Origin of the sequence: Bradyrhizobium sp. B117 (assembly GCF_038969555.1) — a bacterium.
GTDB lineage: Bacteria > Pseudomonadota > Alphaproteobacteria > Rhizobiales > Xanthobacteraceae > Bradyrhizobium.
Genome location: NZ_CP152414.1, coordinates 1401826 through 1427136, shown reverse-complemented (window position 1 = coordinate 1427136; position 25311 = coordinate 1401826). Strand labels below are relative to the sequence as shown.

Genomic DNA, 25311 nt, shown 5'->3' with positions numbered 1-25311 from the left:
CGTCACGGCCGCGCTTTTCCCCGACTTGGAAGGGGGAGTCAATGTGGGGTCCCAGCATCGGTGTCGTCCCGGGCAAGCGAAGCGCAGACCCGGGACCCATCACCACAGGGCGGAGTTTGGCGAAGACTCGGAGTTATCAGTCCGTCACACGACCGCTCCCTGGGGTTATGGGTCCCGGATCGGCGCTCCGCTTCGCTACGCTTGTCCGGGACGACAGCAGCTTATTTGGCAAATATCGCGCATGTGATCGGGCCAGCTGTCCACTCCGGGAATTAAAAGCTAGGCTGGCTGTTCTCATTGATGAACTGATACAAGCGAATCATGGCCACCGCTCCCGTCCACATGCCCGAACTCGTCCGCGCGACCGGCGTGCGGCAGGTGCGGCTGGTCTGCGGCATCATCCTGTTCGCCTACGTGGTCAGCCATTTCCTCAACCATGCGCTCGGCAACATCTCGGTCGATGCCATGCAGATCGCCGTCTACTATCACACGGCGTTCTGGCAATTCCTGCCTGTCGCGATCGTGTTCTACGGCGCGGCCCTGACCCATATGGGGCTCGGCGTCTACGCGCTGTATCAGCGCCGGCAGTTCCGCTGGAAGACCATCGAGCCGCTCCAGCTTGTGCTGGGACTGAGCATCCCCGCGCTGGTCATGGCGCATGTGATCGGCGTGCGGCTCGGCCAGACGCTGTACGGGCACCAGAAGCTCTATCCGCAGGAGCTCTATCTGTTCTTCAGCTCGAACCGCATCTGGACCATGACGACCCTGCTCACCATCGCCTGGATCCACGGCTGCATCGGCATCTATTTCTGGCTTCGTCTGAAGCCGTTCTTCATGCGCGCGGCGCCCTATCTGCTCGCGGCCGCCGTGCTGATCCCGACGCTGTCGCTGCTCGGCGTCTACCAGGGCGGCCGTAGCGTGATGTTCGATGCCGACGACGGCGAATGGCGCACGCACAATCTGACCCGCCGCCAGCTCGGCTCGACGGCCGAGGCCGCAACGCTGGACCGCATCACCAACACCCTCACCATCGGCTATGTCGGCCTGCTCGGACTGGTGCTGGCGGCGCGCGGCGTGCGCGCCTTGCGCGAGCGGCGCGGCGGCATGATCGCGCTGTCCTACGGCAACGGCAAGACGGTGCGGGTGCCCAAGGGCCTGTCGGTGCTGGAGGCGAGCCTGCGCCACAACGTGCCGCATGCCAGCGTCTGCGGCGGCCGCGCCCGCTGCTCGACCTGCCGCATCCGCATCATCGGCGACCATGCCGCCCTGCCCGAGCCGTCGCAGCGCGAAGCGTTCGTGCTCGCCCGCGTCGGCACCGCCGATCCCTCGATCCGGCTTGCCTGCCAGCTGCGGCCGGAGTGTGACCTCTCCTTCTTCCAGCTCTTCACACCGCACACGCTGTCGGCGGGCGCGCACGCCTCGACGCCGGCCCGGATCGGCCAGGAGCGTTATCTCGTCAGCCTGTTCGTGGACATGCGCGGCTCGACGCAGCTTGCCGAGAAGCGGCTGCCGTTCGACACCGTCTTCATCGTCAACCGCTTCCTCGGCGCGGTCTCGCAGGCCGTGATCGAGCATGGCGGCCAGCCGAACCAGTTCGTCGGCGACGGCATGCTGGCGCTGTTCGGGCTGTCGGCCGATCCGCAACACGCCTGCCGGCAGGCGCTGAAGGCGGCCAGCAGCATCGCCGCCAATATCGACGAGCTCAACGAGCTCCTCAGCCATGATTTGCGCCAGCCGATCGGCTTCGGCATCGGCATCCATGGCGGCGAAGTCATCATCGGCGATATCGGCTATCGCGATCACATCGTGTTCACAGCGCTCGGCGACGCCGTCAACGTCGCCGCCCGCCTCCAGGACATGACCAAGACGCTGGCCTGCGAGGCCATCGTCTCGGAGGAAGTCCGCCGCACCGCCGGCCTTGGCGACGATTCGCTGCCGCAGCAGGAAGTCGCGATCCGCGGCCGCGACGAGCCGATGGCCGTGCGCGTGGTCGCCGATGCGAGAGAGCTTGCGGCGCTGGTCGACCGCGGCGAGCGCGTGGCGGCGTAAGACGCCTAAGCACACCGGAAGTGCGCTCCCTCCCCCGCTTGCGGGAGAGGGTTGGGGAGAGGGTCTCTCCCCAACGGGACAATCCCCTAGAGGAGAAAGCCCTATCCCCTAGAGGAGAAAGCCCTCACCCGCGCGCGGGACGATGCTTCGCATCGCCCGGAGCGCGACCTCTCCCGCAAGCGGGAGAGGTGCACCATCGTTCGCCGCTACAGTTCGGATCAATCTCGTTACAAACGTAACACCGGCTTGCTGCAACGCAGCGGCATGGGCTTGCTGCGAAAGCACGAATTGACTTCGCCCGAGTCGTTGCGACAGATGAGCACGGGATCGCGGTGATGACCGCTGGTCCAACGAAAGCTCCGGGAGGAGACGACATGTTCGATCGACGCGACCTGCTCAAAGGAGCGGGACTTGCCGCCATGGCGGCCACACTGAATTCCACCAAAGCGCTGGCCCTCGACACCGTCGCGCTGCCCTTCGCCAATGGCGAGCGGCCGCTGGTGAAGTATCCGCAGAAGCGGCCGATGATCGGGCTGACCAGCCGGCCGCCGCAGCTCGAGACGCCGTTCGCGGTCTTCAACGACGGCCCGATCACGCCGAACAACGCGTTCTTCGTGCGCTATCATCTCTCCGACCTGCCCTACAATCTCGACCCCGACAAGTTCACCCTCGAGGTCAAGGGCAAGGTCGACAAGCCGCTCAAGCTGTCGCTCCAGGACATCAGGAAGATGAAGGCGACCGAGATCATCGCCGTCAACCAGTGCTCGGGCAACAGCCGCGGCTTCTCCGAGCCGCGCGTTGCCGGCGGCCAGCTTGCCAACGGCGCGATGGGCTGCGCGCGCTGGCGCGGCGTGCCGCTGAAGGCCGTGCTCGAGATGGCCGGCGTGCAGGCCGGCGCCAAACAGGTCACCTTCAACGGCATGGACGGCCCGGCCAGCGACAAGACGCCCGATTTCATCAAGGCGCTGGACATCGATCACGCCAGCGACGGTGAAGTGATGCTGGCCTACGGCATGAACGGCGAGGATTTGCCGTTCCTCAACGGCTTCCCGCTGCGCCTGGTCGTGCCCGGCTATTACGGCACCTACTGGGTCAAGCACCTCAACGAGATCACCGTCATCGACAACGTCTATGACGGCTTCTGGATGAAGTCGGCCTATCGCATTCCCGATACGCCGAACAATGCGGTCGAGCCGGGCACCGCGCCGAAGGCGACGATCCCGATCAACCGCTTCACCATCCGCTCCTTCATCACCAGCGTCACCGACGGCGCCAAGCTGAAGGCGGGACGCACGACGCTGCGCGGCATCGCCTTCGACGGCGGCAAGGGCATCAAGGAGGTCCAGGTCTCCACCGACGGCGGCAAGACCTGGGTGCCCGCCAAGCTCGGCAAGGATCTCGGCAAATACGCGTTCCGCGAATGGAAGCTGCCGGTGAAGCTTGCGGCCGGCCAGGTCGAGCTCAACGTGCGCGCCACCGGCAATGGCGGCGAGACCCAGCCGGATACGCCGCGCTGGAACCCCGCGGGATACTTGCGCAACGTCGTCGAAACCACGCGCGTCACCGTGGCCTGAGGGAGAATGATCATGCAGCGCACCGTTCTCCTCGCCGCCTCGCTTGTCTTCGTCGCATTGCTGGGCTCGGCGCTTGCAGCGCCCATCAATTACAAGACCCCCGATGAGGTCGCCGCGTTCAAGCCCGGGCCCAATCTCGAGGTCGTGCAGGGCAATTGCACCGCCTGCCACTCGTCCGACTATGTCGCCACGCAGCCGCCGATGAAGGACAAGAAGGGCTTCTGGCAGGCCGAGGTCACCAAGATGATCAAGGTCTATGGCGCACCGATCGACGATGCCGATGTCGGCAAGATCGTCGATTACCTGGCCGCGACTTATTGATGGACGGCAGGGGCGCTCCCGGCCATTTGACCGCCAAACGGGCAAAACCGGCAAAAACGCCGCGAAGTTGAGCGGAATTCGGCGAAATGCGGTTGTGGTTTGAGCTACCAAGCCCGCCACAATCCGCGTATCCTGTTAGGACCGAACCGGCCGGTTGGCGGGGACTGGCGGTTCGCAATCTCGGAGGAAGACCCGCGGAGAAGTCGTGATGGCTAAAGGTACGGTCAAGTGGTTCAACCCGACGAAGGGTTATGGATTTATCCAGCCTGCGTCGGGGGGCAAAGATGTGTTCGTGCATATCTCGGCAGTGCAGAAAGCCGGCCTGTCCACCCTGAACGAGGGACAGACGGTTGAATACGAAGAGATCGCAAACCGGGGCAAGACCTCCGCAGAGAACCTCAAAGTATAAGCCCGCCAGCCTTCGCTGCCTCCCGGATCAGTCCGGGAGCGGGGCCAAAAAAATTTCAGAAGACGGCCAGTGCATTCGACGACAGGCGTTGCGACTGCACACGGAGAGCTATTTTTCCCGCGAAAACCGCATCCTCAACGCCACAGCAATGACAATCGCGACCGCATTTCGTTACTCCACCGGCAACGGTGCGTCGCGCTTGATCTCCTCCATCACCGCATAGGTTCGCGTCTCGCGCACGCCCGGCATCGACAGCAGGGTCTCGCCGAGGAAGCGTCGATAGGCGGTCATGTCCGCAAGCCGCGCCTTCACTAGATAGTCGAAGCCGCCTGCAACCATGTGACACTCCAGCACCTCGGGCGCGAGTTTCACCGCGCGCGCGAAGCGCTCGAAATTGTCCGGCGTGGTCTTGTCGAGCAGCACCTCGACGAACACCAGCAGGCCAAGGCCCAGCCGGTGCGGATTGAGGCGCGCGCCATAGCCCTCGACAAAGCCCTCGCGCTGCAACCGCTTCAGCCGCTCGCCGATCGAGGTCGGCGACAGGCCGATGCGCTCGGCCAGCTCGACATTGGCGATTCGCCCATCCTGCTGCAGGACTGAGAGAATTTTGCGGTCGATTCGATCGAGTTCCATATTTTCCGCGGCCACATCACCATTTGCCTTCATTTTCTAAGGCAAAATGGCTATCTTGTCTATCGAACTGCGGTCATGCCGGCCTTATCCTGGATTTGAGCCACAGGACACGCCATGCCCAACATTCCACCGCTCTTCACCGCGCCTTACGCCCCCGATGATGCCGAGATCGCAGCAAAGCTCCTGCCCGCCTCGCATCTGAGCCCGCCGCAGGAGGCGCGGATCGACCGCACCGCGACGCGGCTGATCGAGGCGATCCGCAAGCGCGACGACCGGCTCGGCGGGGTCGAGGACATGCTGCGGGAGTTCGCGCTCTCGACCAAGGAAGGGCTGGCGCTGATGGTGCTGGCCGAAGCACTGCTGCGCGTGCCTGATGCCCGCACCGCCGACCAATTCATCGAGGACAAGCTCGGCGAGGGCGACTTCATCCATCACGAGACCAAGTCCACCGCGTTCCTCGTCAATGCCTCGGCCTGGGCGCTCGGCCTCTCCGCGCGGGTGATCCAGCCCGGCGAGACGCCCGACGGCACCATCGGCCGGCTGGTGAAGCGGCTGGGCGCGCCGGCGGTGCGCACCGCGACGCGCCAGGCGATGCGGCTGATGGGCAATCATTTCGTGCTCGGTGAAACCATCGAGCAGGCGCTGGAGCGGGGCAAGCCGCGCTCCGGCCAGAAGCCGCGCTATTCCTTCGACATGCTCGGCGAAGGCGCCCGCACCGCGGCGGATGCGAAACGCTATTTCGATGCTTATGCCAGTGCGATCGAAACCATCGGCAAGGCCGCGGGTCCCCATCCCCTGCCCGACCGGCCCGGCATCTCGGTAAAACTCTCGGCGTTGCATCCGCGCTTCGAGGCGATCAGCCGTGACCGCGTCATGGCCGAGCTGGTGCCGCTGCTGCTGGATCTCGCGCAACGCGCCAGGGCGTATGACCTCAACTTCACCGTCGATGCCGAGGAAGCCGACCGTCTGGAGCTGTCGCTCGACGTGATCGCGGCGACGCTCGCCGACCCATCACTCGCCGGCTGGGACGGCTTTGGCCTCGCGATCCAGGCCTATCAGAAGCGCGCCAGCGCCGTGATCGACTATGTCGATGCGCTGGCCCGCGCGCATGACCGCAAGCTGATGGTGCGCCTCGTCAAGGGCGCCTATTGGGACACCGAGATCAAGCGCGCGCAGGAGCGCGGGCTCGACGGCTATCCCGTGTTCACACGCAAGGCGATGACGGATCTGAACTACGTCGCCTGTGCCGCCAAGATGCTGGCGTTGCGGCCGCGCATCTTCCCGCAATTCGCCACCCACAACGCGCTGACGGTCGCGACCGTGCTGGAGCTTGCGCATGGCAGCGGCGGCTTCGAATTCCAGCGCCTGCACGGCATGGGCGAAGCGCTCTACGAGCAGCTCGCCAAGGATCACCCTGATATCGCCTACCGCACCTACGCGCCGGTCGGCAGCCATCGCGACCTGCTCGCCTATCTGGTGCGGCGGCTCTTGGAGAACGGCGCCAACTCCTCCTTCGTCGCGCAGGCCGCCGATTATCGCGTGCCGGTCCCGGCGCTGTTGCAGCGACCGGCGGATGCCATCGTCCGGCCGCAGGCGGCGGCGCATCCAAAAATTCCGTTGCCGGGCGATCTGTTCGCGCCGGAACGGCGCAATTCACGCGGCGTCGAGTTCGGTGAGCATGCCGCGCTCGATCAGTTGCTGACGGCCGTCAGGGCTGAGGCGACGGATCTCAAGCCGATTGCCGATGCAACGCCTGATCAGGCCAATGCGGCGGTGGCAGCGGCACGCGCCGGCTTCGCCGCCTGGAGCAGAACGCCGGCGGCGGTGCGCGCGGCGGCGCTGGAGCAGGCCGCGCATCTCCTGGAGAGCCGCGGCGCGCATTTCATCGCGCTGTTGCAGCGCGAGGGCGGCAAGACGCTCGACGATGCACTGTCAGAGCTGCGCGAAGCCGCCGATTTCTGCCGTTACTATGCCGCGCAGGGCCGCAAGCAGTTCGGCGCCGATGCCGCGATGCCGGGCCCGACCGGCGAGAGCAATGCGCTCGCGATGCGCGGCCGCGGCGTCTTCGTCGCGATCTCGCCGTGGAATTTCCCGCTGGCGATCTTCCTCGGCCAGATCACCGCGGCGCTGATGGCCGGCAACTGCGTCGTGGCAAAGCCCGCCGAGCAGACGCCACGCATCGCGCGCAAGGCGGTCGCCCTGCTGCACGAGGCCGGTATTCCCAAGGGCGCACTGCATCTCGTCACCGGCGACGGCCGCATCGGGGCAGTGCTCACCGCGCATCAGGATATCGCGGGCATCGTCTTCACCGGCTCGACCGAGGTCGCGCGCCTGATCAACCGCACACTCGCCGCCAAGGACGGGCCGATCGTGCCGCTGATCGCGGAGACCGGCGGCATCAACGCGATGATCGCCGATGCGACCGCGCTGCCCGAGCAGGTGGCCGACGACGTCGTCACCTCCGCGTTCCGTTCCGCCGGCCAGCGCTGCTCGGCGCTGCGGCTCTTGTTCGTGCAGGAGGACGTCGCCGACCGCATGATCGAGATGATCGCGGGCGCGGCGCGCGAGCTGAAGATCGGTGATCCCGCGGAGGTCGCAACCCATGTCGGCCCGGTGATCGACCAGGAGGCCAAGCAGCGGCTCGATGCGCATATCGTGCGGATGACGCGCGAGGCGAAGCTGCACTTTGCCGGCAAGGCGCCCGAAGGCTGCTTCGTCGCGCCGCACATCTTCGAGCTCAAGGACGCCGGCCAGCTCAAGGAGGAGGTGTTCGGCCCGATCCTCCACGTCGTGCGCTACCGCGCGGAAAACCTCGAGCACGTGCTGCAGGCGATCGCGCACACCGGTTACGGGCTGACGCTCGGCGTTCATTCGCGCATCGACGACACCATCGAGGCGATCATCGACCGCGTCCAGGTCGGCAACATCTATGTCAACCGCAACATGATCGGCGCCGTGGTCGGCGTGCAGCCGTTCGGCGGCAATGGCCTGTCCGGAACCGGCCCCAAGGCCGGCGGCCCGCACTACCTCGCGCGCTTTGCGACCGAGCAGACCGTGACGATCAACACCGCGGCCGCGGGTGGCAATGCGGCACTGCTGGCGGGAGAGGAGTGAGCGCCGCTTCTGAATTCGCGGCCCGCATCAGCGCACGATAGCAGTTCCGTCATCCTCTGGACAAAGCAAGCCCTGCGCCTAGCGCCGTTGCATCCCGTCGAAACATCGGTCTAATGCTGGCATGACTTGGCCTGCGCCAATTCCAGCGCACGGGAAACACAAGAGCGAGGGAGCTACGCCGCGATGGAAAAGGGCATTTTTGCAGGCCTGAAGGTTCTGGACTGCGCGAGCTTCATCGCAGCGCCCGCGGCCGCGACCGTGCTGTCGGATTTCGGCGCCGATGTCATCAAGATCGAGCCGCCCGGCGCCGGCGACCCCTATCGCAATCTGCCCAACATTCCCGGCTATCCGAGCAGCGAGCACAATTACGCCTGGCTGCTGGAGGCTCGCAACAAGAAGAGCATCGCGCTCGACCTCGCCAAGCCCGAGGCGCAGGCCGTGCTCTACAAGCTGGTGGAAGAGGCCGACGTCTTCATCACCAACATGCCGCCGCCTGTGCGCACCAAGCTCGGCATCACCTATGACCACCTCGCCCATCTCAACGACCGGCTGATCTACGCCTCGTTCACCGGCTATGGCGAGAAGGGCGAAGAGGCCAACAAGCCCGGCTTCGACAGCAACGCCTATTGGGCACGCTCCGGTCTGATGGACCTCGTCCGCGCCGACACCAACACCACTCCGGCCCGCTCGGTCGCCGGCATGGGCGACCACCCCTGCGCCATGGCGCTCTACAGCGCGATCGTCACGGCGCTCTATCAGCGCGAGAAGACCGGCAAGGGCTCGCATGTCGCCTCCAATCTGATGGCAAACGGCATTTGGGCGGCGAGCGTGCTGGCACAGGCAAAGCTGAGCGGCGCCAAATTCGCCGAGCGACGGCCACGCGAGCGAGCGCTCAACGCGGTGGCCAATCACTACCAGTGCAAGGACGGCCGCTGGCTGATCCTGTCGCTGCTGAGCGAGGAGAAGCAGTTTCCGACGCTGGCGAAGTGCCTCGGACGCGAAGACCTCATCGCCGATCCGCGTTTCGCCACCAAGGCGGATCGCCACGTCCGCTCGGTCGAGCTGATCAAGATTTTTGACGAGACCTTTGCCACCAAGGATATCGCCGAATGGCGAAAAATTCTCGACGGCAACGGGCTCGTGTTCGGCATCGTCGGCATTCTGGACGACATCCCCACCGACAAGCAGATGCTCGACAACGAGGTGCTGGTGCCGTTCGAGAACGACACCATGCTCACCATCTCCAGCCCGATCTGGATCGACGGCGCCAAGAAGGTCCAGCCGCGCAAGCCGCCCGCGGTCGGCGAGCACAGTGACGAGATTTTGCGCGGGGCGGGATACGACGAGCAGGCGATCAAGGCGCTGAGGGGTTCGGGGGCGGTGGGTTAGCCCCATCGTCTCCGCAAACTCCGTCATTGCGAGCGCAGCGAAGCAATCCAGAGTCTTTCGGCGGATGCATTGCTGGATTGCTTCGCTGCGCTCGCAATGACGATGCGAGACGATGTAGCTTCACCGCCGACGTCCCACCGCGCGAGGTCCCATGCCCAGCTACCGCCTGCACTACTTCCCCGAGTCCGGCAACAGCTACAAGCTGGCGCTGATGCTGACGCTGTGCGGCGAGACGTTCGAGCCGGTATGGACCGATTTCGGCGGCGGCGTCACGCGCACGGCGGAATGGCGCAAGGCCGTCAACGAGATGGGCGAGATTCCCGTGCTCGAGATCGACGGCGTGAAGATGACGCAGACCGCGCCGCTCCTGCTGAAGCTCGCCGAACAATATGGCCGCTTCGGCGCCGAGACCGAGGATGAAAAATTCGAGCTGCTGCGCTGGCTGTTCTGGGACAACCACAAGCTCACCGGCTACATGGCGACCTATCGCTTCATGCGGGCCTTCACCGAGAAAAACGATCCGCAGGTGCTGAAGCATTTCCGCCGGCGGCTCGACGACTTTCTCGGCATTCTCGAGGGCCATCTCCAGCACAACGCCTTCGCGATCGGCGCTAGGCCGACGGTCGCGGACATCTCGATGATGGCGTATCTGCACTATCCCAGCGACGAGCACGGTTTCGATTTCGCGGCGAGCCATCCCGCCATCCATGCCTGGCTCGGTCGCATGGCGGCGCTGCCTGGCTGGAAATCGGCGTATGAGCTGCTGCCGGGGAAACGGATGACGAATTACGCGAAGTGAGGTTGCTTGCGTTAAATCCTCACCGCCGTCATGGCCGGCTTGTCCCGGCCATCCACGATCTTGAGCGCGGAGACGAGAACGTGGATGCCCGGGACAAGCCCGGGCATGACGAAAGAAAGCGCGGCTTACCTCAGCGCCAGCCAGCCGAGCGTGAACAGGATGCCGCCGACGATCACCACCACCGCGACCGCCCAGGTGCTGACGCGGACGCTGCCGGTGATCTGTTTGGCCTCTTCATTGCGCGCGATCTCGCGATTGCGCTCCTTATCGGCGTCGCTGGTATCCGTCATGGGTCATCCAAAATCGCTTGCCGGCCTTATCTTGCGCGTGATCTTTTCGAAAAACCGCTACGCACTTTTTCGGATCACGCGCTAACGCGTCTTGATGAAGCACATGCCGATGCGGCGCGAGGCCGCGGCAGCCTGACAGGTCAAACCTGTAGCACAGCTCCATGACGTAAAACTCTCATCCCGCGTTCCCGATCCCGCATTTTGCAGGGAACAATGCGCGCCCCAGCCGTCCTGATATTCGGTGCCGGCAAGCTCTTGGCTGCCGCGGGTCTGCGGCCGGCTGGCAAATCCGCGTGAGAAATCAGGACGATTGCCCGCGGCGAAGGCGGTCAGGATGTCGCGGCGGCGGACCTGGTCGCCGACAAAATGCGGCGAGGCCGGCACGATCGTGGAGTTGGACGGCTTGTCCGCGAGCCAGTCGACACCCGGGAAATGAAAGCCGCCGATGCCGCGGGTCTGGTGGCAGCCGGCGCAGGTAACGTCGTTGAGGCGGCGCTGGAAGCCCGCGACCGAGCGGACGTTCTGCATGTCGCCGCGCGCGGCGGCCTGCTTCAGCGCGCCGACCACGTCGTTGTCGGTGAAGACCGGATTGTCCCTGCTCTCACCTGCCATCATGCCGAATTCCGGCTGCAACGCGGAGGCATCGAGCCCGGCGGGCGTCGGCACCACCGCGGCCTTGGCCAGGAATTTCTCGGGGATCAGCACGGTGCCGCGATCGAACGCGCGAAGATTATCCGGCGCGAGCAGCCATTCCTTGAAATCGCGCCGCAGCGCATCGTCCGCGAGGATGCGGTCGCGATCGATCTGGTTCTCCAGCGTCGATTCCTCGAACGTCTTCGTCGCGGCGTCGTACTTGAACACCTTGAGCAGATAGTCGGAGCGGAAATCGTGCAGCGCCGATTTCGGCGCGACGGAGACCTGGATATTGGTCTCGATGCGGTCGAGCGTGACGTCCGAAGGATGAACGCTGCCGCCGATCAGCCCCTGCCAGTCGCCATTGTCGAGCCAGCGCCGCGCGACCTCGGCACAGGTGAGCGGCTTGCCGCTCGCATCCGTCTGGTGCGGGTCCCTCGCCTTCATCACCAGATTGAACGTCATCGGCAGGCGCGTTGCGGTCTTGCCGCCGTCCGGCTTGTTGTCGAAACGCGCGAGACGATAGATCAGCCGGATCTCGCCGCAGGATTCTTCCGAGACATAGGCGCGGTCCATGCGGTTGACGATGCCGGCCAGCACGAAACGCGTGTCGGGCGATTTCAGATTGGCCCGGTCGAACAGCTGGACGTCAAAGCCTTCGCCGACGCCGATGGTCTCGCTCGGCCAGGCGGCCTTCTGCTGCGCGACGTAGCGCTCGAGCTCCGCGTCGATCGCAGGCGGAATCTGCTTGAGCTGCGACAGCTGCGAAAACATCTGGTCGGTCGTCAGTGGAACGTTCGCGTTCCGCTCCGGCCAGAGCAGCCGGGGGATCGTCAGCACGTCGAGCTTCTTCAGCAGATCGGGATCGGTGATCGCCGTGCCGCGCATCAGCGCGCTCTCGGCCGCGAAAAGCGGAACAGAGCCGCCGGCCAATGCGGCAACAGCAACCAGAATTCGCAACGCGCGGCTCATGCCTCCAGTAACACCGCGTGTGCCAGCCTATTCAAGTAAAAAGGCGCTTCACACGGTGGTGAAGCGCCTCCTTAAAAACAAGATATTAGCGACTCAGCGCGCGACGATCAGGCCCTTGCTGGTGACGACCACCCAGCGGCCGTCCTGGCGACGGATCGCATCGACGCGGCCGACCCCGGGAATGGGATCGCCGGCATAGACCTCATATAGGCCGTCGCGGCCCTCGATCAGTGCGCCGCCATTGGCGACGTCGCGCAGCCTCCAGCCTTCGAGCGTCGGCAAGCGGCCGACCTCGGTCTTGGGCGCGGCCGGCGCGGGAGCCGGTGTGGCGGCCGCGGTCGCAACCTGGGTCGGAGCGATCGAGCCGGTGGTCTCCTTGGCGGGCGCTGCCGCAGCCTGTGCGGGGGCGACGGGCGGGGTGGCGCGGAGCTTGTCGATGGTCTCCGACAGTTTTGCGATCTTGGCCATCGGCTCGGCCTGCGCCTTCTCGAGCTTGTCGAGGCGGTCATTGGCCCGGTTGAACTGGCTGAGGCCGGTCTTGGAGGTGTGCTCGACATTCGCCCTGAGGGCGACGAGGTCGGCATCGATCCTGGCGACCGAGGATTCCAGCGCGCTGGTGTCCGCGACCTGCGCCGGCGCGGGGGCCGGGGCCGGGGCTGCGAAATGCATCATGCCCGCGGTCGCCAGCGCGCCGCTGATGGCACCGACGCAAGCGGCGATCGCGACCACCGCGGCCATCGCCGACAGGCGCCGCTGGTCGCTGGTCGCGCGCGGGGTGTCCGGCTTCACATGCGGGGCAAACTCCTCGCGCTCCCAGGACCGGTCCGAGGGCGCCATGACGATGAGCTTGCCGGGCTTTGGCTCGGGCTTGGTTTCGGGCTTAGTCTGGGTCTTGGTCTCGGTCTTGGCTTCGAACTTCGGCACCTCGATCCGGGGCGGTTCGATCCTGGGGGCATCTGTTTTCACCGGATCAGGCTTCGGCGGCGCCTCATGATCGGGGGCGATCGAGGGGGCCTCGATGCTGGCGGCAGCCTCGACGGCCTGCGGCGCGGTCGCGGCGGCTTCGACGACGCTCGTCTGTTCGCCGGTCTCCTGGGCAGCCTGCTCGGGCATTGGTTCGCTCACGGCTCAAATACTCCAGTCTGGATTGACCTTTTGGTAACTTTCATTGCTTGCGAAATCCTTACCTCCGGACCCGCTTACCGAAATTTTAGGAACTCATCGGGGGCCGAATTGGGTCGGGAAAATGGAACCGGCGTGGCGGCGTGCAACAAATCGTCAGCCGATGCTGCTGTGCGGCGTACCCTCGCCTTAGCCGAAGGGGCTGCTTGCCCGTCATCGGCCTCCGGCTAACATGGGCGGTCCCGTCAGCCAGAAGGCGTTTGGGGGTGCCAAGGGGGTGCCATGACGATCGAGAAATGCATCAACGTGTTTGGTGTCGATGACGTCATTTTCGAGGAGGGTTCGACCGGCCGCGAGCTGTTCGTCGTCCTCGACGGCGAGGTCGAGATCGCCAAGGTGAACGGCGCGAGCAGGACCACCATAGTCAAGCTCGGCAAGGGCGAGTTCTTCGGCGAGATGGCCGTGATCGACGGCTCGGCACGCTCGGCGACCGCGATCGCGGCGGCGCCGAACACCAGGGTGATGCGGATCAATCACGCCCGCTTCGTCTATCTCGTCAGCCAGCAGCCGGCGTTCGCGCTGATGGTGATGGATGCGCTCTCGAAACGCCTGCGCGCCTCCAACGCGGTCACCTACCGGGCGGCGCAATCATGAGCGACCGCAAGCCGACGCCCTTCCCGGTCCTGATGAAGAACGACACCTGCTCGCTGATCCAGGCCGCCGACGACGTCTACCAGATCCGCTTCGCCAACCGCGCCGCCAATGCCTATCTCGTGCGCGGCTCGGCGCGCACCATTCTGATCGATGTCGGGCTGTCCTCAAACTATCCGGCGATGGTGGAGTGCCTGAACTTCGCCGAGTGCCCGCCGGAGACAATCGACATGGTGGTGCTGAGCCACGAGCATCTCGACCATATCGGCGCCGCCTGGCACTTCAACGAGCGTCGCACCTTCATCGCCGCGCACCGGCTCGCCGCCAACAAGATCATGCTGCGCGACGACTTCTCGATGCTGCGCAAGATGTTCAACGAGCCGAACGTGCCGATCAATGTCGACATCTGGCTCGAGGAAGGCAATCTGATCGACCTCGGCAATTTCCGTCTCAACGTGATGCATACGCCGGGCCACACCTCGGCCTGCATCACGCTGTACGACCAGGACAAGGGCCTGTTGTTCGCCGCCGACACATTGATGCCGGGTGGGGTGATGGGCGGCGTATTCGGCTCCGGCAGCATTGCCGACTACATCCAGTCGCTGGAACGGCTGAAGGGGCTGGACTCGAAGATCCTGCTGTCGGGACATGGGCGGCTGTCCGACACCCCGCAGGAGGACGTCCGCATTGCGATCGCACGCTCGCATGGCCTCTTGGAAGACACCGCGCAATTGTTCGACGCGCTTGACGCGCGCTCCAACTTCGAGCCGATCATGCAGTCGGTGCGGGACCTGAACAAGCTGGATGATTGAGGCTTGCGAGCGCCTCTGTCAAACCCGTCATTGCGAGCGCAGCGAAGCAATCCAGAATGTCTCCGCGGTGGCAGTCTGGATTGCTTCGTCGCAGGGACTCCTCGCAATGACGGGGGGTGGACTATCGCCCCGGCTACATCACCACCGGCGCATCCGGCAGTTCGTTCGGATGCGGGCCGCCCGGCGGAAAGTGCTTGGCCAGCTCCCGCGACACCGCGGCGATGCCGCCGATCACGCCGCGCTCGAACTGGCCCGCGGCGAACTCGGCCTCCATCGCGCGGCAGATGCTCTCCCAGCCCTCGGCACCCACCTTCGCATCAATGCCGCGGTCGGCGATGATCTCCACATCGCGGTCGGCGAGCAGCAGATAGATCAGGACGCCGTTGTTGTGCGCGGTGTCCCAGATCCGCAAATGCGAGAACACGTCGAGCGCACGCGCGCGCGCCGGCTGGTTGCGGAACAGCGGTCGGCCGTCGAGTGCGCCTTCGACCACGAAGCGGACCTGGCCGGAATGGGTTGTCTCGCTGCTCTTGATCGCCTGCTCGATGCGGTCGAGCACGGCTTGCGGAAATATCTGCTTCGCCCGCCAATGGTGCTGGAGCAGATGCCTGGTGATACGCCTGATGCTCATGACCTACCAGCTCCCCGAGGCGCCGCCTCCGCCAAAGCTGCCACCGCCTCCGCTGAAACTGCCGCTGTCGCTGGACGACGATCCGCTGCTCCAGCCGCCTCCCGAGCTGCCGCTCGACCAGGAGCCGCCGCGCGACGACCTCGTGCTTGGCGCCATCGCCGAGAACAGGTCGGCAATGAACCCAATGATGAAGCCGACGACACCGAGGACCATGGCGAGTGCGAAAGAGCCGAGAATGAACCAGGCGAGCGCGGCGATGATGCCGCCGGTCACCAATGATCCGGCCAGCCGCCCCAGCATGGCGCGAAAGAACCCGCCCACCCCGATCGAGGCGAACAGCGTCACGATGAAGAGCGGTCCGAGGTCGTCCAGATTGCCAAAATTCACGCTCGGTGAAGGAACCGGCAGTGGCTCGCCGTCGATGACGCGGATCATGCGATCGACGCCGTCCGAGATACCGCCGCCAAAATCACCCGTCCTGAATTTCGGTGTGATGATCTCGTCGATGATCCGCCGCGAGGTGACGTCGGTGAGCGCGCCTTCGAGGCCGTAGCCGACCTCGATGCGCAAATGCCGGTCGTTCTTGGCGACGACCAGGATCGCGCCGTCGTCGACCTTCTTGCGGCCGATCTTCCAGGCGTCCGCGACGCGGATCGAGTACTGCTCGATCGTCTCCGGCTCCGTCGTCGGCACGATCAGGACGGCAACCTGGCTGCCCTTGCGCGTCTCGAAATCGCGCAGCTTCTGCGTGAGCGTGGCGACGTCGCTGCTGGAGAGCGTGCCGGTCTGGTCGACCACGCGGCCGGTGAGCTGGGGCACGGCGACGTCGGCAAAGGCGGGGACGGCAAAGGTGAGGACCAGCGCGACGGCGAGGGCAATCCGAGAGAGCATGACCGAACGAGCCCGCCACACCCTCGCGGACATCGCCCGGCTCGACCGGGCGATCCAGTATTCCAGAGACGCCGGTGGGATACGGAGGAGCCGCGGCGTACTGGATTCCCCGCCTTCGCGGGGAATGACAGTGGTGGGTGGGGCGCGCATCTGTGCCGAACGCGGCTACTTCGACGGCGCAGGCGCGGCGTTGAAATCCACCTTCGGCGCGGTCGATATCTCCTTCTCGTTCTCGACCGAGAAATTCGGCTTCTCCTTGTAGCCGAACGCCATGGCGGTGAAGTTGCTCGGGAACGAGCGGATGGTGACGTTATAGTCCTGCACCGCCTTGATGTAGCGGTTGCGGGCAACCGTGATGCGGTTCTCGGTGCCTTCGAGCTGCGACATCAAATCCTTGAACAGCGCATCCGATTTGAGCTGCGGATAGTTCTCGGTGACCACGAGGAGCCGAGACAGCGCGCTGGAGAGCTCGCCCTGGGCGGCCTGGAATTTCTGGAAGGCGGCGGGATCGTTCAGCACTTCCGGCGTTGCCTGGATGCTGCCGACCTTGGCGCGGGCATTGGTGACGCCGAGCAGCACGTCCTTCTCTTGCTGCGCAAAGCCCTTCACCGAGTTGACGAGGTTGGGCACGAGATCGGCGCGGCGCTGATACTGGTTCACGACCTCGGACCAGTTGGCCTTGATCTGCTCGTCCTCGGTCTGGATCGCGTTGTAGCCGCAATTGGTGAGGCTGAGCGAGGCCAGCGCCGCCAGCACGGTGAGGATCTTGCGCATCAAATTTCTCCCGGTGGAATCTGGTGCAAACTACCAGATTGCATGCGCGAGACGCCAGACGTCTTGGCGACGACACTAAAGGCAGCCGACAGACGCAAGCCTCTTGCCTATCCCCGGCTGGCATAGTCAACTCCGGCAAAACAACAATGGAAACGCCAGGGGGAACGCGATGTCCTCGTTCGAGACCATCCTCGTGGAGCGGCCGGAGCCGGCGATCACCCGGATCGTGATGAACCGGCCAGATGCGCGCAACGCGCAGAACCTGCAAATGACCTACGACCTCAACGCCGCCTTCGACGAAGCGGTGCAGGACGACGCGGTCAAGGTCATCATCCTCGCCGGCAATGGCCCGCACTTCTCCTCGGGCCATGACCTCCGCCCCGGGGCTAAGAATGCCGCAGGCGTCGATTTTCCGCCGGTAGGAAATTGGGGCGGATTTGCTGAACCCAATGCGCATGGCCGCTTCGCACGCGAGCAGGAAATATATCTCCAGATCACGCGGCGTTGGCGCAATCTGGCAAAACCGACCATTGCCGAGGTGCATGGCAAGTGCATCGCGGGCGGATTGATGCTGGCCTGGGCCTGCGACCTCATCGTCGCCAGCGACGATGCGCAGTTCTGCGACCCCGTCGTCACCATGGGCGTCTGCGGTGTCGAGTGGTTCGTGCATCCCTGGGAGCTCGGCCCGCGCAAGGCCAAGGAGTTTCTGTTCACCGCCGACAGCTGGAGCGCGCAAGAGGCGCATCAGCTCGGCATGGTCAACCAGGTCGTGCCGCGTGCGGAGCTGTCGGCACGCGTGCTGGAGCTGGCGCGCCGGATCGCAGCAAAGCCGTCCTTTGCGTTGAAGCTGACCAAGGAGGCGGTGAACCGCTCGGTCGACGTGATGGGCCAGCCTGCCGCGATCGACCAGGCCTTTGCGCTGCATCAGCTCTGCCACGCCCATAACCTTCAGGAGTTCGGCATGATCGTCGATCCGTCCGGCCTGCATCCCTCCGTGCGCAAGCCGCCGGCGGCCGCGGAGTAGCGACATGGACCTCAATCTCAGTGACGAGCAACGGCTGCTGCGCGAGAGCGCGGAGCGCTTCGTGGCCGAAAGCTACGATGCCGATCACCGCCGCAAGATGGCGAGCGATCCGCTTGGCTTCAGCCCCGATGTCTGGAAGCAGTTCGCCGAGCTCGGCTGGTTGGCGCTGCCGATCCCTGAGGAGTGTGGCGGGCTCGGCGGCGGCCCGGTCGAGATCGGGATTCTGATGGAAGCGTTTGGCCGCGGGCTGGTGTCCGAGCCGTACATCGCGACCGTGGTGCTTGGAGCGGCCCTGATCGAGAAGTGCGGCACCACCGGGCAGAAGGAGGCGCTGCTGCCGAAGGTTGCGGATGGATCGCTAAAACTCGCCTTTGCGCATTCCGAGCGCGCGGCGCGGTTCGATCTCGCCAAGGTCGCAACCGTCGCTCACAAGACAGCGGAGGGTTGGCGCCTCTCCGGCAGCAAGATCGGCGTGCTCGACGGCCACGCTGCCGATGAGATCATCGTCTCCGCGCATATCCACGATCATCGGGGACCGTCGGGGCGCATCGGCCTGTTCCTGGTACCGGCGAAAACGCCGAGCGTTGCCATGAGTGACTATCAACGTCTCGGCGGCGGACGGGCCTGCAACATCGAGCTATCAGGCGTAGAGCTGCCGCAGGATGCTCTCCTAGGTGACGATAGCGACACACTGCCCGCGATCGAATGGGCCGTCGACCGCGCCATGGCTGCGCTTGGCGCAGAAGCCGTCGGCATCATGCAGACGCTGCTCGACACCACGCTGGACTACACCAAAATTCGAAAACAGTTCGGCCGGCCGCTGTCCGCCAATCAGGTGATCCGTCATCGCCTCGCCGACATGGCGATGCAGGTGGACGAAGCGCGCTCGATGGCGCTGCGGGCTGCGTTGAAGGCGGATGCCGCGCCGGTCGAGCGTGCTCGGGCGGCATCAGGCGCGAAAGCGAAAATCGGCAAATGCGCCCGCTTCGTCGGCGAGCAGTCGATCCAGCTCCATGGCGGCATGGGCGTCACCGAGGAGCTCGAGGTCGGCGCCTATTTCAAGCGGCTGGTCGCCTTCGACACGCTGTTCGGCGGCAGCGCCCACCACTATGCCCGCCACGCCCAGCTTGGCCGCACGGCCTGACCCCAGGAGCGCATGATGGACCTCACGTTCAATGCCGAGGAGCGCGCCTTCCAGGACGAGGTGCGCGGCTTCATCGCCAAAAACCTCACCGACGAGGTGAAGCGCGCGACCGCGCTGACGCCGTCGGTGTTCTCGGATCCTGACATCGGCATGGCCTGGCAGCGCGCGCTGCACAGCCGCGGCTGGGGCGCGCCGGGCTGGCCGGTCGAATATGGCGGGCCCGACTGGACGCCGGCGCAGCGCTGGATCTTTGAAACCGAGTCCGCGCGCGCGGGCGTGCCGAATGTCAACGTGATGGGCGTGAAGATGGTAGGGCCCGTCATCATCGGCTTCGGCTCGCCCGAGCAGAAGAATTTTTACCTGCCGCGGATTCTCTCCGGCGAGGACTATTGGTGCCAGGGCTATTCAGAGCCGGGCTCCGGCTCCGACTTGTCCTCGCTGAAGACGCGCGCGGTGCGCGACGGCGACGACTACGTCATCAACGGCACCAAGATCTGGACCACGCACGCCCACCACGCCAACCGCATGTTCGCGCTGGTGCGCACCAGCGACGGGCCGCGGCAGCAGGACGGCATCAGCTTCATCCTGATCGACATGAAGACGCCGGGCATCACCACGCGGCCGATCCTCACCATCGGCGGCGACCACGAGGTCAACCAGGTGTTTTTCGACGACGTGCGCGTGCCCGTCGCCAACCGCGTCGGCGAGGAAGGCAAGGGCTGGACCTACGGCAAGTATCTGCTGGAGTTCGAGCGCGGCTCCGGCATCGCGTCAGCGAAGCTGCGCGAAGGGTTGAAGGCCATCGCGGAGCTCGCGGAGTCCGACCTGACCGGGCGCGCGATCGACAGCCCCGACATCGCGACGCGCATCTCCGAGGTCGAGGTTGACATCGACGCGCTCGAGATGACCGAGCTGCGCGTGCTCTCGGCGCTCCAGACCGGGCAAAATCCCGGCGCGGTGTCGTCGATCCTGAAGCTGCGCAACAGCGAGATCCGCCAGGCCGTGACGCGCCTCGGCGCCGACGTGATCGGCCACGACGCCCTCGCCGTCGAGCCGATGCGCCCGCTCTACAGGCTGAACCACGAGCCGGCAACGCCTGAGGACATGCTGACGGTGGTGCCGGAATATCTCAACGGCCGGGCCTACACGATCTTCGGCGGCACGTCGGAGATCCAGCGCGATATTATTGCGAAGATGATGCTGGGGATTTGAGCGTTGTAGCCCCCACTGGCGCGACACCCTCCGCTGTCGTCCCGGACAAGCGTAAGCGCAGATCCGGGACCCATAACCACAGGCAGATGTGGTTACGGGGACTCGGAGTTGCCAGCTTCGCGCCAAACTACTCCCTGTGGTTATGGGTCCCGGATCGGCGCGCGCTGTGGCGCGCTTGTCCGGGACGACGGTTGAGAATGCGGCTACAGCTTGCGCGCAATAACTCTACGCTTTGGCCACCACCTTCGCGTCCCGGATCGCCTGCCAGATCTTCTGCGGCGTCAGCGGCGTGTTCAGCTGGGTGATGCCGAGCTCGGCGAGCGCGTCCATCACGCCGTTGGTGACGCAAGGCGGGCCGCCGATGGCGCCGGATTCGCCGCAGCCTTTTGCGCCGAGCGGATTGGTGCGGCAGGGTGCGGAATCATCCAGCGTCACCACGATCGGCGGCACGTCGTCGGCGCGCGGGATGCAATAGTCCTGGTAGCTCGCGGTGAGGAGCTGGCCGTCGGCATCGTAGGAGACGCCTTCATACAGCGCCTGGCCGATGCCTTGCGCGACGCCGCCATGGATCTGGCCGGTGACCAGCATCGGATTCACGGCGATGCCGACGTCGTCGACGGTGGTGTAGCGCACGACCTTGGAGACGCCGGTCTCCGGATCAATCTCGACCTCGCAGATATGCGTGCCGTTCGGCCAGCTCGGACCGTCCACCTCGCCCTCGGAATCCACGCTGAGTTTGGCGCCGCTTTCCTTTTCGGCAAGATCGAACAGGCTGATGCGGCGGTCGGTGCCGACCACGGTGAGCACGCCGCCCTGATACTCGATGTCCTCGACCGAGGTCTCCAGTACGTTCGCCGCCTTCTCGCGCGCCTTCCGGATCAGATCGTTGGAGGACACCGCCACGGCCGTGCCGCCGACGAACAGCGAACGCGAGCCGACGCTGCCAAAGCCCATCGCAAGATCAGTGTCGCCCTGGACGACGTCGATCTTGTCCATGGAGATGCCGAGCGTGTCGGAGATCATCTGGGTGTAGGTGGTCTGCAAGCCCTGCCCCATCGCCATGGTGCCGGAATGCAGCACGACGCGGCCCTGCGAGGTCGCGTGCAGGCTGACCTTCTCGGTGTGGGCGCGGCCGCCGGTCCATTCGATGTAGGAGGTGAGGCCGCGGCCGTAGAGCAGGCCCTTCTTCTTCGCCGCCTTCTTGCGCGCGGCAAAGCCGTCCCAGTCCGCAAGCTTCACGGCACGGTCGAGCATGTGCGCGAAGGCACCGGAATCGTAAACCTGGCCGGCGGCGTTGGTGTAGGGCAGCTGCGCCGGCTTGATGTAGTTGGCCTTGCGGATCGCGCGCGGATCCATGCCGATCTTGCGGGCTGCGGCGTCAAAGAGGCGCTCGACGATGAAGACCGCCTCGGGGCGGCCTGCGCCGCGATAGGCACCGACTGGTGCGGTGTGGGTCATCACCGACTGCACTTCGAAATGCACCAGCGGCAGATCGTAGACGCCGGTCTGCACGAACGGCCCGAGCACCAGCGGAATGATGTTCGCAGCGCCCGACGAGTACGCTCCGGTGCAGCCGATCGACTTGACGCGATAGGCCAGCACCTTGCCCTTCTCGTCGAGCGCGAAGGACGCCGTCGAGGTGAGATCGCGGCCGTGGGTGCCGCCGACGAACTCGTCGGTGCGGTCGCCGCGCCAGCGGATCTTCTTGTTCAGCTTGGTCGCGGCATAGGCGACGATGCCGTCCTCGGGATAGAGGTTGGTCTTCTGGCCAAAGCCGCCGCCGATGTCGCCGACCAGCACGCGCACGCTGTCCTTCGGGCGTTTCAGCACGGCTTCCGCCAGCACGTCGCGGGTCGAGGCCGGCGTCTGCGACTGCACGTGCAGGAGGAGACGGCCGGACTTCTTGTCGATCTCGGCAATGGTCGAGCGCGGCTCCATCGCGGAGGGCACGAGGCGCTGGCTGACGAGGTCGAGCTCGACGGTATGCGCGGCCTTGGCGAAGGCCTCGTCCACCTTGGCAGCGTCACCATAGCTCATTGCGCCGACGATGTTGTCGGGCGCCTCCGGCCACACCGCGGGCGCGCCGGGTTTTACGGCCTCGACCGGATCGACCACCGCAGGCTGCACGTCGTATTCGATCACGATCGCTTCGGCCGCGCTCTGCGCCTCAGCACGAGAGGAAGCCACGACTGCCGCCACCGCTTCGCCGGCGTAACGAACGATCTCATGGGCGAGCAGGCGGCGCGGCGGCACCGTCATCGGCTTGCCGTCGGGGCGTTTGAAGATGCTCAAGGTGGGGATGGCGCCGATATCGTCCTTGATCAGATCTGCGCCGGTGTAGATCGCGGTGACGCCGGGCATCGCGGCCGCGGCGCTGGTGTCGATCGAGACGATCTTCGCATGCGCATGCGGCGAGCGCAGCACATGCAACCACAACGCGCCGTCTTCCGGCTTGTCGTCGATGAATTGCCCCTTCCCGGTGAGCAGCCGCTGGTCTTCCAAACGCTTGACGGGCTGGCCCGCTCCGAAACGCAAATTGCCGGGAAGAATGTTCATTGGGGTCCTCTAAGCCTCAAAGTGCGGGCGCCTTTTAGCGGATCGAGGCATGCGAGGCCAGCCGCGGTTTTGGACGGAATATCCGCGATTTCGGCATGCCGTCCCGTAAATCTGCGATTCCGTAGGGTGGGCAAAGGCGCGCTTGCGCCGTGCCCACCATCGCTCGACGGACGCGAAGATCGTGGGCACGCTACGCTTTGCCCACCCTACGGCACTGATCGTGTCGGGAATGACGGCTCGCTAATCGAGCTCCCTCAAAGCCGCTTCCACGACCTTGTGCGCATCCGCCGTGAGCGGGGCCTGCGGCGGGACGGGATCGCCGACGTCGTAGCCCTGGATCGCAAGCCCGGCCTTGATGCAGGCGGCGAGGTTGAAGCGGGCGAAGGCTTCGTTGATGCGCCACAGCCTGCGCTGGAGCGCCATGGCCTCGTCCCAGCGGCCGGCCTTGCAGAGGTCGTAGAGCGCAACGCTCTGGCGCGGGATGATGCAGGCCGGGCCCGCCATCCAGCCGAGCCCGCCGATCAGCATCACCGCGGCGGGGATATGCGCGGAGGCCGAGAACACGCGCAAGCCATCGCCGCAGCGGTTCATGATCGAGAGCAGCCGGCCGGTATTGGTCGAGGCGTCCTTGATGTAGCCGATGCGCGGATGCTCGGCGAGGCGCGCGATCACGTCGAGCGTCAGATCGGAGCGCTGGAATTGCGGATTGGTGTAGATGACGACGGGAATGTCCACGGCGTCCGCGATGGCGCGGAAATAGGATTCGACCTGGGCATCGGCGAGCGGGAAGTACGCCTCCAGGATCGCCAGGATGCCGCTAGCACCACACTTCTGGTACGCCCTCGCCTGCGCCACCGCATCCGCCGTCGAGGTGGAGGCGACGCCGGCCACGACCGGCACGCGGCCCTTCGCGGCTTCGATCGTGGTCTGCACGACCGCCATCCGCTGCGCGGAATTGAGATAGGCGAACTCGCCGGTCGACCCCAGGGGGGTCAGCCCGTGCACGCCGGCGCCGATCAGATCGTCGCAGAGCTTTGCGAGCACCTGCGTGCGGATCGCGCCATCCGCATCGACGGGCGAGACAAGATAGGGGAAGACGCCGTGGAAATCGGTCATGTCAGGTGGGCCCCCGGAAAGCTGGCCACGAAAGCTGGCTAGCGCCTGACCGGTCTTACCAATGCCCGCGCCGGCGATCAAACCTTGATCAGCCGCACCCGCGTGCCCCAGGGATCGATCGCTTCCACGCCCTCCGCAAGCGCGGTGACCTTCGCACCGCCCTTGCGCAGGCGCTCCTCCTGCGCGGCGAGCAGCTCCTGCTTCGCCATCACCAGGGAGAACCAGGCAAGGCCCGTCGTAGTTTCGTCGCGCTGGCCGGCGCCCTGGCTCTGCCAGACGTTCATGCCGAGATGATGGTGATAGCGGCCCGACGAAAGGAACGCAGCGCCGTTACGGCTGCGGGTCGGGTCGAGGCCGATTGTGCCATGGTAAAAGTTCTGCGCCTGCGCGAGATCGCCGACCCGCAGATGCATGTGACCGATGCGCAGTCCGTCCGGCGCCTTGGCATAATCGGGCACGCGCGTGTTGGTCAGCGACAACAGGTCGGGGATGTTGAGCTCGTCGGTCGCCATCTTCACGCTGCCCTCGCTCCACTGCCATTGCGAAGGATCTCGGTCGGCGTAGACCTCGATGCCGTTGCCTTCGGGGTCATCGAGATAGACGGATTCGCTGACGAGATGATCGGCAAAGCCTGACAGCTTCACGCGGTGCGAGGCCGCGTGTACCAGCCAGCGTGCGAGATCCTTGCGCGTCGGCATCAGGAAGGCGGTGTGGTAGAGGCCGGCGGCGCTGCGCGACTCAATCGCGGCCTCGGGACGGGCCTCCAGCACCAGCAGCGGGATGCCGGCCGTGCCGAGCTTTGCACCCGTCGCGGAGCGCTCCATCACGGTGAGCCCGATCACGTCGCGGTAATAATCCGCGACCGTGTCCAGGTTCTTCACCCGCAGCGTCACCATGCCGACCCGCATCGGCGTGCGGCTGGCATAGGTCGGTCCTCCGCCTTGCGGCGTGCCTTCGGCACGCGCAGCCGCCGCGGCGGCCATCGCGAGCGAGCTGGCGCCGGCGAGTTGAAGCAGGGTGCGGCGGGTGAGATCGATGGTCATCAGTCAGGGCTCGCGGAAAAGGCTCGAGGCCGGGCGGTGCAATTTGGCGATTGCTACACGTTCTCGTGAGCGCCTCCCAATCACATATTCGTCGGCCGTGGTTCTTACGGAAGCCAGGTCCTGACGCGAAGTCCTGACGCGAAGTCCTGACG

Annotated in this window: 22 protein-coding genes; 12 read left to right on the top strand and 10 right to left on the bottom strand. The window is 65.4% G+C overall.

Annotation, left to right across the window (positions count from 1 at the left end; all coding sequences use genetic code 11):
- Positions 1-321: 321 nt before the first annotated feature.
- From AAFG16_RS06935 to AAFG16_RS06920, 4 genes are all read left to right on the top strand, one after another.
- The gene (locus tag AAFG16_RS06935; protein ID WP_342738256.1) at positions 322-2049 is read left to right on the top strand and encodes an adenylate/guanylate cyclase domain-containing protein; all 1728 of its coding nucleotides are present in this window, start codon (positions 322-324) and stop codon (positions 2047-2049) included.
- Positions 2050-2423: 374 nt separating this feature from the next.
- Positions 2424-3623 (top strand): molybdopterin-dependent oxidoreductase, encoded by a 1200-nt coding sequence (locus tag AAFG16_RS06930; RefSeq protein WP_342738254.1) that lies wholly within the window; start codon positions 2424-2426, stop codon positions 3621-3623.
- Between the two features lie 12 nt (positions 3624-3635).
- The gene (locus AAFG16_RS06925) at positions 3636-3944 is read left to right on the top strand and encodes a cytochrome c (RefSeq protein ID WP_283084133.1); all 309 of its coding nucleotides are present in this window, start codon (positions 3636-3638) and stop codon (positions 3942-3944) included.
- A gap of 208 nt (positions 3945-4152) precedes the next feature.
- Positions 4153-4353: a cold-shock protein gene (locus tag AAFG16_RS06920; RefSeq protein ID WP_008563500.1), complete on the top strand. Its 201-nt coding sequence runs from the start codon at positions 4153-4155 to the stop codon at positions 4351-4353.
- Positions 4354-4524: 171 nt separating this feature from the next.
- Here AAFG16_RS06920 and AAFG16_RS06915 read toward each other — a convergent pair whose 3' ends face one another.
- Positions 4525-4986, bottom strand: coding sequence for an Lrp/AsnC ligand binding domain-containing protein (locus AAFG16_RS06915; RefSeq protein ID WP_283084132.1), 462 nt, complete (start codon positions 4984-4986; stop codon positions 4525-4527).
- 114 nt (positions 4987-5100) lie between these two features.
- Between AAFG16_RS06915 and putA the strand changes: the two genes are divergently transcribed.
- The 3 genes from putA (at position 5101) to AAFG16_RS06900 (ending at position 10288) form a co-directional block, all read left to right on the top strand.
- Positions 5101-8100 (top strand): bifunctional proline dehydrogenase/L-glutamate gamma-semialdehyde dehydrogenase PutA, encoded by a 3000-nt coding sequence (gene putA, locus AAFG16_RS06910; RefSeq protein WP_342738251.1) that lies wholly within the window; start codon positions 5101-5103, stop codon positions 8098-8100.
- Positions 8101-8283: 183 nt separating this feature from the next.
- Positions 8284-9489, top strand: a complete 1206-nt coding sequence (locus AAFG16_RS06905; RefSeq protein ID WP_342738249.1) for a CoA transferase — start codon at positions 8284-8286, stop codon at positions 9487-9489.
- 151 nt (positions 9490-9640) lie between these two features.
- The gene (locus AAFG16_RS06900; RefSeq protein ID WP_342738247.1) at positions 9641-10288 is read left to right on the top strand and encodes a glutathione S-transferase family protein; all 648 of its coding nucleotides are present in this window, start codon (positions 9641-9643) and stop codon (positions 10286-10288) included.
- A gap of 125 nt (positions 10289-10413) precedes the next feature.
- On the opposite strand, the gene AAFG16_RS06895 is transcribed toward AAFG16_RS06900, so the two are convergent.
- The 3 genes from AAFG16_RS06895 to AAFG16_RS06885 all read right to left on the bottom strand — a co-directional run bounded on the left by AAFG16_RS06895 (position 10414) and on the right by AAFG16_RS06885 (position 13296).
- Positions 10414-10578 (bottom strand): hypothetical protein, encoded by a 165-nt coding sequence (locus AAFG16_RS06895; protein ID WP_283084128.1) that lies wholly within the window; start codon positions 10576-10578, stop codon positions 10414-10416.
- Between the two features lie 81 nt (positions 10579-10659).
- The gene (locus AAFG16_RS06890) at positions 10660-12183 is read right to left on the bottom strand and encodes a hypothetical protein (RefSeq protein ID WP_342738245.1); all 1524 of its coding nucleotides are present in this window, start codon (positions 12181-12183) and stop codon (positions 10660-10662) included.
- A 93-nt stretch (positions 12184-12276) separates the two neighbouring features.
- Positions 12277-13296, bottom strand: a complete 1020-nt coding sequence (locus AAFG16_RS06885) for a hypothetical protein (RefSeq protein WP_342740860.1) — start codon at positions 13294-13296, stop codon at positions 12277-12279.
- A 291-nt stretch (positions 13297-13587) separates the two neighbouring features.
- Between AAFG16_RS06885 and AAFG16_RS06880 the strand changes: the two genes are divergently transcribed.
- Both AAFG16_RS06880 and AAFG16_RS06875 read left to right on the top strand, forming a co-directional pair.
- Positions 13588-13959 carry a Crp/Fnr family transcriptional regulator gene (locus AAFG16_RS06880; RefSeq protein WP_283084126.1) on the top strand — a complete coding sequence of 124 codons (372 nt, stop codon included), beginning with the start codon at positions 13588-13590 and terminating at the stop codon, positions 13957-13959.
- Complete coding sequence (locus AAFG16_RS06875) at positions 13956-14768, top strand: MBL fold metallo-hydrolase (RefSeq protein WP_342738243.1); 813 nt, start codon at positions 13956-13958, stop codon at positions 14766-14768. Before AAFG16_RS06880 ends, AAFG16_RS06875 begins: the two co-directional genes overlap by 4 nt.
- Positions 14769-14901: 133 nt before the next feature.
- On the opposite strand, the gene AAFG16_RS06870 is transcribed toward AAFG16_RS06875, so the two are convergent.
- From AAFG16_RS06870 to AAFG16_RS06860, 3 genes are all read right to left on the bottom strand, one after another.
- On the bottom strand, positions 14902-15399 hold the full coding sequence (locus AAFG16_RS06870) for a TPM domain-containing protein (protein WP_283084124.1): 498 nt from the start codon (positions 15397-15399) through the stop codon (positions 14902-14904).
- A 3-nt stretch (positions 15400-15402) separates the two neighbouring features.
- Positions 15403-16290 (bottom strand): YgcG family protein, encoded by an 888-nt coding sequence (locus AAFG16_RS06865; protein ID WP_342738240.1) that lies wholly within the window; start codon positions 16288-16290, stop codon positions 15403-15405.
- Positions 16291-16455: 165 nt separating this feature from the next.
- Entirely contained in the window at positions 16456-17064 is a 609-nt protein-coding gene (locus AAFG16_RS06860) for a LemA family protein (protein ID WP_283084122.1), read from the bottom strand.
- A 169-nt stretch (positions 17065-17233) separates the two neighbouring features.
- Here AAFG16_RS06860 and AAFG16_RS06855 point away from each other — a divergent pair, with 169 nt between their 5' ends.
- The 3 genes from AAFG16_RS06855 to AAFG16_RS06845 are packed head-to-tail and all read left to right on the top strand — an operon-like array spanning position 17234 to position 20444.
- Positions 17234-18088 (top strand): enoyl-CoA hydratase, encoded by an 855-nt coding sequence (locus AAFG16_RS06855; RefSeq protein ID WP_342738238.1) that lies wholly within the window; start codon positions 17234-17236, stop codon positions 18086-18088.
- 4 nt (positions 18089-18092) lie between these two features.
- Positions 18093-19232, top strand: a complete 1140-nt coding sequence (locus AAFG16_RS06850) for an acyl-CoA dehydrogenase (RefSeq protein WP_342738236.1) — start codon at positions 18093-18095, stop codon at positions 19230-19232.
- A 15-nt stretch (positions 19233-19247) separates the two neighbouring features.
- The gene (locus AAFG16_RS06845) at positions 19248-20444 is read left to right on the top strand and encodes an acyl-CoA dehydrogenase family protein (RefSeq protein WP_342738234.1); all 1197 of its coding nucleotides are present in this window, start codon (positions 19248-19250) and stop codon (positions 20442-20444) included.
- Between the two features lie 225 nt (positions 20445-20669).
- Here AAFG16_RS06845 and AAFG16_RS06840 read toward each other — a convergent pair whose 3' ends face one another.
- The 3 genes from AAFG16_RS06840 to AAFG16_RS06830 all read right to left on the bottom strand — a co-directional run bounded on the left by AAFG16_RS06840 (position 20670) and on the right by AAFG16_RS06830 (position 25159).
- Positions 20670-23000 carry a xanthine dehydrogenase family protein molybdopterin-binding subunit gene (locus AAFG16_RS06840; protein ID WP_342738232.1) on the bottom strand — a complete coding sequence of 777 codons (2331 nt, stop codon included), beginning with the start codon at positions 22998-23000 and terminating at the stop codon, positions 20670-20672.
- Positions 23001-23240: 240 nt separating this feature from the next.
- Positions 23241-24116 carry a dihydrodipicolinate synthase family protein gene (locus AAFG16_RS06835; protein WP_342738231.1) on the bottom strand — a complete coding sequence of 292 codons (876 nt, stop codon included), beginning with the start codon at positions 24114-24116 and terminating at the stop codon, positions 23241-23243.
- A 77-nt stretch (positions 24117-24193) separates the two neighbouring features.
- Positions 24194-25159, bottom strand: coding sequence for a VOC family protein (locus AAFG16_RS06830; RefSeq protein WP_342738229.1), 966 nt, complete (start codon positions 25157-25159; stop codon positions 24194-24196).
- Positions 25160-25311: the final 152 nt, after the last annotated feature.